We start from the raw sequence: 13,710 nt of genomic DNA on the forward strand, positions 1-13,710 counted from the left end.
GCGCCCGGCGGGCAGTTCCAGTGCGGGTCGGGCTCTGCACCGTGAGTGCGGATGGCCGGCTGAGCGGATCAGCCGTCGAGGACGGGGCGAGCGGTGCGGACGGGGTCCGGTGAGACTCGCGTCCACCACGTCGACCCGGGCGCCACAGCCGCGACGACAGCACCCACAGCAGCAACGCGGGGCGGCGTAAGGGGGGTTGGATGCTCCCTGGGAGGGCATCGTGCGAGCCCTGAGTATCACGAAACGGTGCGCCCCCGAACGGCTGCGGACCTGTACACCACTGTCTGACCAGCCCCGCTCCCTTGCTGCACGACAGTTCCGTCCGGTCGTGCAGCAGGCCGCATCCTTTCACAATCGCGCAAGAGTGCAACGCGTGCACGGATTCGTTGCGCGTATGGGGGTTGGCAGAGAGGTGGGGACAGGGCTCTCTTGAGGTGTGCCCGTCCGGCATCCGCTTCGCAAGCCGACCGCCGACAGGGCAACATCCAAGGCGTGTCCAGGAGGGTGAGGACCTTCGTGTCGTTGCCCGTGCTGCACCCCGCACCGGCAGACGGCGACGGCGTGAACCTGCTCGTGTGAGCCTTTGAGGGGCCCGGCCACGCGTGGGGGCGAGAGCAGTTGCAATGCCGGATGCGCCGTATCGCTGGCCAACGGAGTGCACCTACGCTCCAACACCCCAGGTGAGGCTCGAAGCGAAACGCATCATCGATGGACGGACCGGGTTCCGCCTTCCCTGGAGCAGCCACGTTCTGCCCGTCAAACGCCACCCGCAATGTCCCACTGCTCCAGGGGCCCTGCCGGTTCTGGGGCACTCCGGAAAGATGGCCCGCGATCCCCTCGGTTTCGTCGAGTCCCTCCGCCCGCTGGGCCCGCTGGTACGTATCCGTCTGGGGCACACCGCGTCGTACGCGGCCACCACCGCCGAGCTGGCCCGCCATATCCAGCTGGCCGGCAACGGTGTGGAATTCGACAAGGGCGGCCCGTTCTTCGCGTCGTTGGGGCAGGTGGTGGGCGATGGCCTGGGCACCATCAGGGCCGAGGAGCACCGTCCGCTGCGGAACCTGCTGCGCCCCGCGTTCCAGAGCGCCCGGATGCCCGGCTAGGCCGAACGGTTCCGCGACTGTGCGCAGGAGCTGTCCGGGTCCTTCAGGCCGGGACAGGTCATCGACGCGGACGAGGTGATGAACCGTCTCATGGTCGACATCCTCGCCCGCACGCTCTTCCTGGCACCCGAGGACCATGAGGCTGGCGCCGAACTGGCCGGCGCCGAGGTGGAGCAGCTGAAGACCCTGTCCGACTCGCGGTCCCCCTCGGCGAGGCGTTCCAGCTCCGCGACGACATGCTCGGCGTCTTCGGCGACCCCGAACACACCGGCAAGTCCGCCATGGACGACCTCCGCACCGCCCAGCACACCGTCCTCGTCTCCACCGCCCTGCTGCGTGCCTCACCGGCCGAGGCCCAGACCCTCAGGTCACTGCTGAAAAGCGAGCCGTGCGTGACGCGATCCCCGGACACGACCCCGACCCGGACCCGCGAACTGCCCCCCACCACCACGGTCGAGGACTACCTCCGCACAAGCACGGCCCGCCGACGACGTGGATGACATCTGAGGCGATCCCGCCGTCACCGGCAAGCCCGCCTACAGCGATCTGCGCCTGCGCGAGGTCACCCTGCCCCTGCTGGCGGCGGCCCGCTCCGGCACCCCGGCCGGGGATGAGACCGCCTCGCTCCTGACCTCCACCACCGACCGGCCGCGTACGGACACACGAGAACGGCGAAGGGCTCCACCCGGACTGGATCTCCCGCCGCTTCACCCGCCCCGTGGAACTGTCCGGCCCGCCACCGGTCCGCCCGCACGACCTGCGCCACCTCGCCGCCACCCTCGCCCTCCTCGCGGGCCACGACATCAAGGTCGTCCAGGAGAAGCTCGGCCACTCCTCGCGCCAGATCACCTCCGACACCTACACCAGCGTCCTCCCCGAGATGATGCGGGCCGAGGCCGAGTCGGTACTGACCGTCGTCCCCCGGGATGCCCCCTACGAGATGAAGACGCCGCTGGAGATCCCCGAGACGGTCTGGCAAGGAGACATCGCCGTCTTCTTCGCCCACGGCGTCCGGCAGTCCACCGGCACCTGGACCGTCGGAGCAACGGGGCGGTGAAGTGGATACGCGGTCACTGTGCCGCGAACGAACTGGAGTTGGTCCGGGTGGAGAACTTCAACGACCGCTACCCGGAGGAGCAGCGGTCGGACTACTCCCTCACGCGCTTCACGATCACTCGCCCCGAGCCCCCGGGGCAGAGCGGCTGGACGTTGCCGACCGGCCTGCCGCCGACACCGGGTCGGCCCTCCCGCAGGAAGGCCCGCAGGCCGCCAAAGGTGAACTGAGGGTGCGTCCGTCCCCTGCACCGGCCCCGTGTCCCCTGTGTGTCCCCTTGATCTTGGTCCAGGCGGATGAAGGTGCGCCGCGCGCTCGGCGAGTCGGCCCACGCCTTCACGTTTTCGCAGGTCAGATCGATTCTGCCCGGACGGAGAAGGGTGGGGCGGGTGGGACTCGAACCCACGGCCGACGGATTATGAGTCCGCTGCTCTAACCGGCTGAGCTACCGCCCCATAGCGGCGTGTCGCGCACATTTGTGCGCGCCGTCTGCCGCAGCATAGCCGCTCATACGATCTCCTGCTCCGGATGGTCGGCTTCCCACGGCGTTCATGACCAGAGGACTCCGCCGCGCCGTGAACGGTTCCCCGGGACATGAAAAAGGACCCCTGAAGGGCCCTCGTTCATCAGGCTCCCCCGACTGGACTCGAACCAGTAACCTGCCGGTTAACAGCCGGCTGCTCTGCCAATTGAGCTACGGAGGAATGCCTCGTTGCATCGAACGCACCTACCTGGGTATTCGCCAGGGGGCGTGGGCTCGCTGCGACACATACATTAGCGCAAGCAGGGGGGTGCTCCGCCAATCGGTTCCCCCGGGCCTGACGCCGACTGCTGGACACGTCAAGAAAGGGTGGTCGCCGTGCGCCACAAGCTCATGTTCGTCGCCGGACTCGCGGTGGGATACGTACTGGGCACCAGGGCCGGGCGCGAGCGCTACGAGCAGCTGAGGAAATCCGCCCGGCAGTTCGCCCAGAACCCCGCCGTGCGCAACACCGCCGAGACCGCCGCCCAGCAGGGCCGCGAGTTCGCCGGCAAGGCCTACCACGCCGTCAGCGAGAAGGTCGGCGACCGGATGCCCGACTCGGTGGCCGACCGGGTCCGCTCCCTGCGCGAGCGCGCCGCCAACCCGGGCGCGGAGGACGACTGGGGCACCAGTAATACGTAGGGACAGCGGTAGTGCGCGTAGTAGTGCCTAGCGGTAGTGCGTAGTAGTGCCTAGTAGCACGTCGTAATAGGTGGCGATATCGCTTGATAGTGGGGTGATCAGGGCGGAGAAGGAGGGTGGCCGGGGTGGGTTTCGGGGTCCCCGGCCGGTCCCCTCCCGCTCCCCGGCCGAAGTCCGCGCGGGGATGCGGCAAAATCTCGGGTATGGGGATAGTCGCCGGGCTGGACAGCTCACCGGATTCCACTCGTATCGTCGTCTGCGACGCGGACACCGGCACCGTGCTGCGCACGGGCTATGCGGCGCATCCGCTGGGGGACGGGGGTGCGCGGCCCAGCGATGTCGATCCGCAGGCCTGGCTGCTGTCCCTGGGGGAGGCCGCGGGGGGTGGGCTGCTGGAGGGCGTGCAGGCCATCGGGGTGTCCGCGCAGCAGAACGCGCTGGTGCCGCTGGACGCGCAGGGCAACACCGTGCGGCCCGCGATGGTCGGCGGGGACAAGCGGGCGCAGGTCGCCGCGGCCGATCTGGTCGACGCGCTGGGCGGGCGGGCGCAGTGGGCGCAGGCCGTCGGGTGCGTGCCGCAGGCCGGGCAGCCGGTGACCAAGCTGCGCTGGCTGCACCGCGCCGAGCCGGAGAACGCGCGGCGCGCGTCCGTGCTGATGCAGGCCCATGACTGGCTGGTGTGGCAGCTGCTCGGGCGCCCGGTGCGCCGGACCACCGACCGGGGCGGGGCCTCGGCGACCGGGTACTGGTCGGCGGCGACGGGGGCGTACCGGCCGGATCTGGTGGAGCTGGCGCTCGGGCATCAGGCGATGCTCCCGGAGGTGATCGGACCGGCCGACGCCGCCGGTACGACGCCGGAGGGGCTGCTGATCTCCGCCGGGACCGGCGAGACGATGGCCGCCGCGTTCGGGCTGGGGCTGGGGCTCGGGGACGCCGTGGTGTCGCTGGGCGCCTCCGGGTCGGTGATGGCCGTGCATCCCGAGGCGCTCCAGGACCCCAGCGGGATGATCACCTCGCTCGCCGACGCGACCGGCATGCATCTGCCCGTCGTCACCACCCTCAACGCGGTACGGACCCTGCGCGGGGCGGCCGAGCTGCTCGGGGCGGCGGATCTGGAGGGGCTGTCCGCGCTGGCGATGAAGTCGACGCCGGGGGCGCACGGGCTGGTGCTGCTGCCCTATCTGGAGGGCGAGCGCACCCCGAGTCTGCCGCACACGGCGGGCACGCTGGCGGGGCTGCGGCGGGAGTCGATGAAGCCGGAGCATGTCGCGCGGGCGGCGTTCGAGGGCATGCTCTGCGGGCTCGCGGACGCGCTGGACGTGCTGCGCGGGCGCGGAGTGGACGTACGGCGGGTGTTTCTGCTCGGGTCCGCCGCCGAGCTGCCGGCCGTGCAGGCGGCGGCGCCCGCGCTGTTCGGGGCGCAGGTGGTGGTGGTGCAGCCCGCGGATTACGGGGCGATCGGTGCCGCGCGGCAGGCGGCCTGGGCGCTCGGGGTGTCGCGGGGCACGCTCGACGCGCGCACTCCGCCCGTCTGGCAGGGCGCGGTGGCGCAGGTGCTGGAGCCGGGTGAGGAGCTGGCGGTGGGGCAGGCGGTGCGGCAGCAGTTCGTGTCGGTGCGGGAGCAGACTCATCCGGGTGCATTCCGGGTGTAACGGTCTCTTTGGGCGCTATGGAATGTAAGAGTCCGGTAGGAAGCGCACCCACAAGGCCGTATCGGGCCCCGCCGACGGATTAATCGGTTGAGGTAACGCCACTGGAGTGTCCGACGATAGGGGCCAAGGGCAACGACTCCCGCCCCCACCCCGCCGACTCCGAGAGACCCCAGCGTGCTCATACGACTTCTGCGGGCCTATCTCAGGCCCTACAAGAAACACCTCGCCCTGCTGGTGCTGCTCCAGCTGCTCCAGACCTCCGCCACCCTCTATCTGCCCACCCTGAACGCGGACATCATCGACAACGGGGTCGTCAACGGCGACACCGGCTACATCATGAGTTTCGGCGCCCTGATGATCGGCATCTCGCTGGTCCAGGTCGTCTGCAACATCGGGGCCGTGTTCTACGGCGCCCGTACGGCGGCGGCGCTCGGCCGGGACGTGCGGGGCGCCGTCTTCGACCGGGTCCAGTCCTTCTCCGCGCGCGAGGTGGGGCACTTCGGCGCGCCCTCGCTGATCACCCGGACCACCAATGACGTCCAGCAGATCCAGATGCTGGCCCTGATGACGTTCACGCTGATGGTGTCGGCGCCGATCATGTGCGTGGGCGGCATCGTGCTGGCGCTCGGGCTGGACGTGCCGCTGTCCGGGGTGCTGGTGGCGGTCGTGCCGGTGCTCGGCATCAGCGTGACGCTGATCGTGCGGGCGCTGCGCCCGCTGTTCCGGTCGATGCAGGTGCGGCTCGACACGGTGAACCGGGTGCTGCGCGAGCAGATCACCGGCAACCGGGTGATCCGGGCGTTCGTCCGCGACGAGTACGAGCAGCAGCGGTTCCGGACGGCCAACACCGAGCTGACCGGCGTATCGCTGAAGTCCGGGAATCTGCTCGCGCTGATGTTCCCGATCGTGATGACGGTGGTGAATCTGTCGTCGGTCGCGGTGGTCTGGTTCGGTGCGCAGCGGATCGACAGCGGTCAGATGGCGATCGGTGATCTGACGGCGTTCCTCGCCTATCTGATGCAGATCGTGATGTCCGTGATGATGGCCACCTTCATGTTCATGATGGTGCCGCGTGCCGAGGTGTGCGCCGAGCGGATCCACGAGGTGCTGGACACCGCGTCGAGCGTGGTGCCGCCCACCGCGCCGGTACGGGAGCTGCGCCGGCACGGCCATCTGGAGATCCGGGGCGCGGGCTTCCGCTACCCCGGTGCCGAGGAGCCGGTGCTGACCAATGTCGACCTGGTCGCGCTGCCCGGCGAGACCACCGCCGTGATCGGCTCGACCGGCAGCGGCAAGTCCACGCTGCTCGGGCTGGTGCCGCGGCTGTTCGACGCCACCGAGGGCGAGGTGCTGGTCGATGGGACGGATGTGCGGACGATAGATCCGCAGTTGCTGGCCAGGACGGTGGGGCTCGTGCCGCAGCGGCCTTATCTCTTCGCGGGGACGGTCGCCACCAATCTGCGGTACGGCAATCCGGACGCCACGGACGACGAGCTGTGGCACGCGCTGGAGGTGGCGCAGGCCAGGGAGTTCGTGGAGCGGCTCGAAGGCGGGCTGCACGCGCCCATCGCGCAGGGCGGCACCAATGTCTCCGGCGGGCAGCGCCAGCGGCTGGCCATCGCCCGGACCCTGGTCCAGGGCCCGGAGATCTATCTCTTCGACGACTCCTTCTCCGCGCTCGACTACGCCACCGACGCGGCGCTGCGGGCGGCGCTCGGCCGGGAGACCGCCGAGGCGACCGTGGTGATCGTCGCCCAGCGGGTGTCGACGATCCGCGACGCCGACCGGATCGTGGTCCTGGACGAGGGGCTGGTCGTGGGCACCGGACGCCATCACGAGCTGATGGCGGCGAACGAGACCTACCGGGAGATCGTGCTCTCCCAGCTCACGGAAGCGGAGGCTGCCTGATGGCCGGGCCCATGGGGCGGATGATGGCCGGGACCGGCCCCGACAACCGCTCGCTGGATTTCAAGACCTCGGTGAAGCGGATGATCGGCCAGTTCCGTCCGGAACGGCTGACGATCTACGCGCTGCTGCTGTGTGTGGTGGTGAGCGTCGGGCTGTCGGTGATCGGCCCGAAGATCCTCGGTGACGCGACCGACCTGGTCTTCGCGGGGATCGTCGGCCGCGAGATGCCGGCCGGGGAGACCAAGGCGCAGGTCCTTGACGCGATGCGCGCGGAGGGCGACGGGCGGGTCGCCGACATGCTCGGCTCCACCGACTTCACGCCCGGTGAGGGCATCGACTTCACCGCCGTGGGTCAGGTGCTGCTGCTCGCGCTCGGGGTGTTCCTGGTCGCCGGTCTGCTGATGGCGGTGGCGACGCGCCTGGTCAACCGGGCCGTCAACCGCACGATGTACCGGATGCGCGAGGACATGCAGACCAAGCTGTCCCGGCTGCCGCTGTCCTACTTCGACAAGCGCCAGCGCGGCGAGATCCTCTCCCGGGCGACCAACGACATCGACAACATCGGCCAGACCCTCCAGCAGTCGATGGGCCAGCTGATCAACTCGGTGCTGACCATCATCGGTGTGCTGGTGATGATGTTCTGGGTCTCCTGGATCCTGGCCCTGGTCGCCCTGGTGACCGTCCCGCTGTCGTTCGTGGTCGCCACCCGGGTCGGCAAGCGCTCGCAGCCGCACTTCGTGGCGCAGTGGCGCACCACCGGCAAGCTCAACGCGCACATCGAGGAGATGTACACCGGGCACACCCTGGTGAAGGTGTTCGGGCGGCAGGAGGAGTCGGCACGGCAGTTCGCCGAGCAGAACGACGAGCTGTACGAGGCCGGGTTCAAGGCGCAGTTCAACAGCGGGGTCATGCAGCCGCTGATGATGTTCGTGTCCAACCTGAACTATGTGCTGGTGGCCGTGGTCGGCGGGCTGCGGGTGGCGTCCGGCGCGCTGTCGATCGGCGATGTCCAGGCGTTCATCCAGTACTCCCGCCAGTTCTCGATGCCGCTGACGCAGGTCGCGTCGATGGCGAACCTGGTGCAGTCGGGGGTGGCGTCGGCGGAGCGGATCTTCGAACTGCTCGACGCCGAGGAGCAGTCGGCGGACCCGATGCCGGGGGCGCGGCCCGAGGAGCTGCGCGGGCGGGTGGCGCTGGAAGGGGTGTCGTTCAGCTACGCCCCGGAGAAGCCGCTGATCGAGGAGCTGTCCCTGACGGTCGAACCCGGGCAGACGGTCGCGATCGTCGGGCCGACGGGCGCCGGCAAGACGACGCTGGTCAATCTGCTGATGCGGTTCTACGAGGTCTCCGGGGGCCGGATCGCCCTCGACGGCGTCGACATCGCGTCGATGTCCCGCGACGAGCTGCGGTCCGGGATCGGCATGGTCCTCCAGGACACCTGGCTGTTCGGCGGCACCATCGCCGAGAACATCGCGTACGGCGCCTCCCGTGAGGTCACCCGCGGGGAGATCGAGGAGGCGGCGCGGGCGGCGCACGCGGACCGGTTCGTGCGGACGCTGCCGGACGGGTACGACACGGTGATCGACGACGAGGGGTCGGGGGTCAGCGCGGGTGAGAAGCAGCTGATCACGATCGCGCGGGCGTTTCTGTCGGATCCGGTGATCCTGGTGCTGGACGAGGCGACGAGTTCCGTGGACACCCGTACCGAGGTGCTGATCCAGAAGGCGATGGCCAAGCTTCAGCACGGCCGTACGTCGTTCGTGATCGCGCACCGGCTGTCCACCATCCGGGACGCGGACACGATCCTGGTGATGGAGAACGGGGCGATCGTGGAGCAGGGGGCGCATGTGGAGCTGGTGGAGGCGGAGGGGGCGTATGCCCGGCTGTACAAGGCGCAGTTCGCTGAGGCGGTGGCGGAGGTGGACTGAGCGGGTGAGCGTGAGTGGGGGTCGCTGCGTCGCCGGAGGAGCAACGCCCTGTCTTTCAGGGGCGCGGGGAACTGCGCGACCAGCCCCCACTCACCCGCAGACGACGTACGGCCTCCTCAGTCCAGGTAACCCCTCAGCTGGTCCGCGAAGGCGTGGTCTCGGAGTTTGTTGAGGGTCTTGGACTCGATCTGGCGGATTCGTTCCCGGGTCACGCCGAAGATCCGGCCGATCTCCTCCAGGGTGCGCGGGCGGCCGTCGGCGAGGCCGTAGCGGAGCTGGACGACCTTGCGTTCGCGCTCGCCCAGGGTGGACAGCACCGCCTCCAGGTGCTCCCTGAGCAGCAGGAACGCCGCCGATTCGACGGGGCTCGCGGCGTCGCCGTCCTCGATGAGGTCGCCGAGGGCCACGTCGTCCTCCTCGCCGACCGGCGCGTGCAGCGACACCGGTTCCTGGGCGAGCCGCAGGACCTCGCCGACCCGTTCCGGCGCGAGGTCGAGCTGGGCGGCGACCTCCTCCGCCGTCGGCTCGTAGCCCCGCTCCTGGAGCAGGCGGCGCTGGACGCGGACGACCCGGTTGATCAGTTCCACGACGTGCACCGGGACCCGTATCGTGCGCGCCTGGTCGGCCAGGGCGCGGGACATGGCCTGGCGGATCCACCAGGTGGCGTACGTGGAGAACTTGTAGCCGCGCGCGTAGTCGAACTTCTCGACCGCGCGGATCAGGCCCAGGTTGCCCTCCTGGACCAGGTCGAGCATGGTCAGGCCGCGGCCCACGTACCGCTTCGCGACCGAGACCACGAGCCTCAGGTTGGCCTCGATCAGCCGGCGTTTGGCCATCCGGCCCATGACGACCAGCTTGTCCAGGTCGAGGGCGAGTTCGCTGTCCAGGTCGGGGGTGGAGCCGAGTTTCTCCTCGGCGAACAGTCCGGCCTCCACGCGCCGGGCGAGGTCGACCTCCTCGGCCGCCGTGAGCAGGGAGATGCGGCCGATCTCGCGCAGGTACTGGCGGAAGAGGTCGGAGGTGGGGCCGGAGGTGTCGACGGCACGGGGGCGGACGCGTTCGATGGGCTCGACCGGCTCGACGGAATCGATGGGCTCGACGGGATCGACGGCTTCCGTGGCTTCCAGCGCCCCGGCCGGTGGTCCGTCCGGCTCGGTCGGCTCGGTCGCGGCTGCGGTCTCGGGGTCGGTCGCGGCCCGGTGCTGGGGCGGCACGCCCATCAGGACTCCGGGCTCGGCGTCCGGCTGACCGCCGGCCGTGGTGCTGTCGTTCTGTTCGAGCTGTTCGAGGGTCTGGGTCTGCACGGGGGCGACCTCCAGGATGTTCGCTGCTGAGGCGTGCGGCAGCGCTGCTCGGGGAGCGGAGTCGGCGGCCTTGCCGCTGTCCGTCCCGTACGCGATGAGCGGAACCGCGGGGGTGTGGGACCCGTGGGGGACGGATCGGCCGCGCTCCGAGGACTCAGGCACCGCCACCCAGTGTGGGGTACGACACATCGCCGCCACGAGGGGCGTGCGGTGACTTTTTGGTTCCGGGCAGTGACCGACGGATCAGAGCGCGGACGGACCCTCGTCCTGGAGTGCTCTGTCGTACCTGGTGAGGACCATCATCTCGTTCTGGACGGCGGCGGCCTCTGCGGGGTCTTCGTAGCTGAGGCGGGTCAGCCGACTCTGGAGATCCTCCAGCCGGCGGGTGACCGCCCGGCGGCGGACCGCCACGAGCTGGAAGCCCGCGTACTGCTCGTCGACCGTCTTGCGCAGGATCACCTCGACCGCGAGTTCCGTCACCATCGCGCGGACGGTGTCGTCGGGGGCCGCCTCGCGGACCCGGGCCACGTACTCCTGGGGGTCCGCCGTGCCCAGGTCGGCGCCGCCGGCGTCCAGGATGGCCTCGCGTACGGCGGCGTAGGGGGCGGCGGTGAACTCGTCGACGCCGTACGCGTCGAACGCGGGGGCGACCAGCTCGGGGCGCTGGAGGGCGAGTTTGAGCAGCTCCCGCTCGGTGGCGTAGACGGGATTGCGCAGGTTGAGGGACGGGCCGGTGAGGGCGGGCCGCGAGGCCGCGTCGATCCGGGGGGTGCGGGAGCGGTTCCGCTCCGGTTCGAAGCCGCCGCCTCGGCGCACCAGATGGCCCACACGGTCCACGACGAACTCCTGGTCCACGAACCCGGTGAGCCCGGCGAGCTGCACCGCGACGCCACGCCGTACGCTACGGTCCTTGATCTTCGCGACGACGGGGGCGGCCTCGTCCAGCGCGGAGGCGCGGCCGGCCGGGGTGTCCAGGTCGTAGCGGGAGACGATCTGACGCAGGGCGAACTCGAAGAGCGGGGTGCGGGGTTCCACCAGGCCGGACACCGCCTCGTCGCCCTTGGCGAGCCGCAGGTCGCAGGGGTCCATGTTGTCCGGGGCGATGGCGATGTAGGTCTCGGCGGCGAACTTCTGGTCGTCCTCGAAGGCCCGCAGCGCCGCTTTCTGGCCGGCCGCGTCGCCGTCGAAGGTGAAGATGACGCGCGCGGAGCCGTTGTCCATCAGCAGCCGGCGCAGGATCTTGATGTGGTCGCCGCCGAAGGCGGTGCCGCAGGTGGCGATGGCCGTCGTCACCCCGGCGAGATGGCAGGCCATGACATCCGTGTAGCCCTCGACGACGACCGCGCGGGAGGTCTTGGCGATCTCCTTCTTGGCGAGGTCGATGCCGTACAGCACCTGGGACTTGCGGTAGATCGCCGTGTCGGGCGTGTTGAGGTACTTCGGGCCGTTGTCCGCCTCGTAGAGCTTGCGGGCGCCGAAGCCGACGACCTCGCCGCCGATGTCCCGGATGGGCCACATCAGCCGGCCCCGGAAGCGGTCGATGGGGCCGCGGCGGCCCTCCTGCACCAGGCCCGACAGGAGCAGTTCCTTGTCGGTGAAGCCCTTGCCGCGCAGATATCTGGTCAGGTGGTCCCAGCCCTGGGGGCTGTAGCCGATGCCGAAGTGGACGGCGGCGGCCTGGTCGAAGCCGCGCTCGGCGAGGAAGATGCGGCCGGTCTCGGCCTCGGGGCCCAGGGCGAGCTGCTCGGCGTACCACTCGGCGGCGATCTTGTGGGCCTCGACCAGGCGGATGCGCTCGCCGCGCTGGTGGGAGGGGTTGTAGCCGCCCTCCTCGTAGCGCAGGGTGATGCCGGCCTGGGCGGCGAGGCGCTCGACCACCTCGGAGAAGGAGAGGTGGTCGACCTTCATCACGAACGTGATGGTGTCGCCGCCCTCCTGGCAGCCGAAGCAGTGGAAGAGTCCCTTGCTCGGGCTGACCTGGAAGGACGGCGACTTCTCGTCGTGGAAGGGGCACAGGCCCTTGAGGTTGCCACCGCCCGCGCTGCGCAACTGGAGGTACTCGGACACCACGGCGTCGATCGGGACCGCGTCCCGAACCGCCTTCACGTCCTCGTCGTTGATCCGTCCAGCCACGAGGAGATACTACGGTCCCGCACCGACACCTCGGCCAGGAACGGGGTGGGGCCGGGCGGGTCAGGCGCCCAGCGCCCCCAGCTCCACCCGGGCATCGGCCAGTGCCTCCGGGTCCACCACCACTTTGGACCGGATCAGTTTCTGGATGGCGTCTGTGACATCCCACACGTTCACATTCATCCCGGCCAGCACGCGCCCCTCCTTCAGCCAGAACGCGATGAACTCCCGCTTCGCGGCGTCACCCCGGATCACCACCTGGTCGTACGAGCCCGGCGGCGCCCAGCCGCTGTACTCCATGCCGAGGTCGTACTGGTCGGAGAAGAAGTACGGGACCCTGTCGTACGTCACGTCCTGGCCCAGCATCGCGCGGGCCGCCGCCGGGCCGCCGTTGAGGGCGTTGGCCCAGTGCTCGACCCGGACCCGGGCGCCGAACAGGGCGTGCGGGAAGGAGGCCACGTCGCCGGCGGCGTGGATGTCGGGGTCGGAGGTGCGCAGCCGTTCGTCCACGAGGACGCCGCCGCCCTGGGCGCGGTCGGCGATGGCCAGGCCCGCCGCCTCCGCGAGGCCGGTGCGGGGGGCGGCGCCGATCGCGGCGAGGACGTCGTGCGCCGGGTGCTCCTCCCCGTCGTCCGTGCGGACGGCGAGGACCATGCCGTCCTGACCGACGATCTCGGTGAGCCGCGCCCCGAAGTGGAAACGCACCCCGTGCGAGGCGTGCAGCTCGGCGAAGACGGCGCCCAGCTCGGGGCCGAGCACGCCGTGCAGCGGGGTCGGCCCGGACTCGATGACGGTGACCTCGGCGCCGTACTCCCGGGCCGCCGCGGCGACCTCCAGGCCGATCCATCCGGCACCGGCGATCACCAGGTGCCCGTTGTCGCGGCCCAGGGTGGACAGCACGCCCTTGAGGCGTTCGGCGTGGGAGAGGCGGCGCAGATGGTGGACGCCCACGAGGTCGGTGCCCGGGATGTCCAGGCGGCGCGGCTCCGAGCCGGTGGCCAGCAGCAGCTTGTCGTAGTGGACGAGGGTGCCGTCGTCGCCGAAGCGGACCGTCCGCGCCTCGCGGTCGATCCTGTCGACGGTCTGCCCGAGATGCAGCTCGATGTCATTGCGCGCGTACCAGGCCGGTTCGTGCACGAAGACGCTGTCGCGCTCCTCCTTGCCGAGGAGATAGCCCTTGGACAGCGGCGGACGCTCGTATGGGTGGTCGCGTTCGTCGCAGATCAGTATCACCCGCCCGTTGAAACCCTCCGCCCGGAGCGTCTCGGCCGCCTTCGCCCCGGCGAGACCGCCTCCGACGATGACGAATGTCTGATCCGCGTCGACCACTTGATGCCTCCTCGTAAAGACGGCGTCACATGACAGTGCCGCAGTGCCGCCACAGGTGAGCGTCCCGCACGCAGCGTGATGGGGGAAGAGGGGGTGACCCGATCAGGCCACGGAGGGTCACCTTCGAGTGCTCCTGG

11 protein-coding genes and 2 tRNA genes are annotated in these 13,710 nt (G+C 70.1%); 8 read left to right on the forward strand and 5 right to left on the reverse strand.

Annotated features, from left to right (window positions below):
• The first annotated feature begins 821 nt into the window (after window positions 1-821).
• The 4 genes from ACFRFC_RS33970 to ACFRFC_RS33985 all read left to right on the forward strand — a co-directional run bounded on the left by ACFRFC_RS33970 (window position 822) and on the right by ACFRFC_RS33985 (window position 2,387).
• On the forward strand, window positions 822-1,103 hold the full coding sequence (locus ACFRFC_RS33970) for a hypothetical protein (RefSeq protein ID WP_382689222.1): 282 nt from the start codon (window positions 822-824) through the stop codon (window positions 1,101-1,103).
• Window positions 1,104-1,339: 236 nt separating this feature from the next.
• The gene (locus tag ACFRFC_RS33975; protein WP_382689220.1) at window positions 1,340-1,603 is read left to right on the forward strand and encodes a hypothetical protein; all 264 of its coding nucleotides are present in this window, start codon (window positions 1,340-1,342) and stop codon (window positions 1,601-1,603) included.
• A 194-nt stretch (window positions 1,604-1,797) separates the two neighbouring features.
• Window positions 1,798-2,160 (forward strand): tyrosine-type recombinase/integrase, encoded by a 363-nt coding sequence (locus ACFRFC_RS33980; RefSeq protein ID WP_382689243.1) that lies wholly within the window; start codon window positions 1,798-1,800, stop codon window positions 2,158-2,160.
• Window positions 2,157-2,387: a hypothetical protein gene (locus ACFRFC_RS33985; protein WP_382689218.1), complete on the forward strand. Its 231-nt coding sequence runs from the start codon at window positions 2,157-2,159 to the stop codon at window positions 2,385-2,387. Before ACFRFC_RS33980 ends, ACFRFC_RS33985 begins: the two co-directional genes overlap by 4 nt.
• 151 nt (window positions 2,388-2,538) lie before the next feature.
• Here the strand turns inward: ACFRFC_RS33985 and ACFRFC_RS33990 are convergent.
• Together ACFRFC_RS33990 and ACFRFC_RS33995 are read right to left on the reverse strand one after the other, a co-directional pair.
• Window positions 2,539-2,612 (reverse strand) — tRNA-Ile (locus ACFRFC_RS33990).
• 176 nt (window positions 2,613-2,788) lie between these two features.
• Window positions 2,789-2,861 (reverse strand) — tRNA-Asn (locus tag ACFRFC_RS33995).
• Window positions 2,862-3,016: 155 nt separating this feature from the next.
• On the opposite strand from ACFRFC_RS33995, the gene ACFRFC_RS34000 reads away from it, so the two are divergent.
• The 4 genes from ACFRFC_RS34000 (at window position 3,017) to ACFRFC_RS34015 (ending at window position 8,810) form a co-directional block, all read left to right on the forward strand.
• Window positions 3,017-3,322 (forward strand): YtxH domain-containing protein, encoded by a 306-nt coding sequence (locus ACFRFC_RS34000; RefSeq protein WP_382689216.1) that lies wholly within the window; start codon window positions 3,017-3,019, stop codon window positions 3,320-3,322.
• A gap of 203 nt (window positions 3,323-3,525) precedes the next feature.
• Complete coding sequence (locus ACFRFC_RS34005; RefSeq protein ID WP_382689214.1) at window positions 3,526-4,974, forward strand: FGGY-family carbohydrate kinase; 1,449 nt, start codon at window positions 3,526-3,528, stop codon at window positions 4,972-4,974.
• A 174-nt stretch (window positions 4,975-5,148) separates the two neighbouring features.
• Window positions 5,149-6,882 carry an ABC transporter ATP-binding protein gene (locus ACFRFC_RS34010; protein ID WP_382689211.1) on the forward strand — a complete coding sequence of 578 codons (1,734 nt, stop codon included), beginning with the start codon at window positions 5,149-5,151 and terminating at the stop codon, window positions 6,880-6,882.
• Window positions 6,882-8,810, forward strand: coding sequence for an ABC transporter ATP-binding protein (locus ACFRFC_RS34015; protein ID WP_382689208.1), 1,929 nt, complete (start codon window positions 6,882-6,884; stop codon window positions 8,808-8,810). Before ACFRFC_RS34010 ends, ACFRFC_RS34015 begins: the two co-directional genes overlap by 1 nt.
• A 116-nt stretch (window positions 8,811-8,926) precedes the next feature.
• Here the strand turns inward: ACFRFC_RS34015 and ACFRFC_RS34020 are convergent, their stop codons facing one another.
• The 3 genes from ACFRFC_RS34020 to ACFRFC_RS34030 form a co-directional block, all read right to left on the reverse strand.
• The gene (locus tag ACFRFC_RS34020; protein ID WP_382689206.1) at window positions 8,927-10,276 is read right to left on the reverse strand and encodes an RNA polymerase sigma factor; all 1,350 of its coding nucleotides are present in this window, start codon (window positions 10,274-10,276) and stop codon (window positions 8,927-8,929) included.
• A gap of 81 nt (window positions 10,277-10,357) precedes the next feature.
• The gene (gene dnaG, locus ACFRFC_RS34025; protein ID WP_382689203.1) at window positions 10,358-12,247 is read right to left on the reverse strand and encodes a DNA primase; all 1,890 of its coding nucleotides are present in this window, start codon (window positions 12,245-12,247) and stop codon (window positions 10,358-10,360) included.
• Window positions 12,248-12,307: 60 nt separating this feature from the next.
• Window positions 12,308-13,573 carry an NAD(P)/FAD-dependent oxidoreductase gene (locus tag ACFRFC_RS34030; RefSeq protein ID WP_382689201.1) on the reverse strand — a complete coding sequence of 422 codons (1,266 nt, stop codon included), beginning with the start codon at window positions 13,571-13,573 and terminating at the stop codon, window positions 12,308-12,310.
• Between the last annotated feature and the right edge of the window lie 137 nt (window positions 13,574-13,710).

This window comes from Streptomyces sp. NPDC056734 (genome assembly GCF_042790455.1).
Lineage (GTDB): Bacteria > Actinomycetota > Actinomycetes > Streptomycetales > Streptomycetaceae > Streptomyces.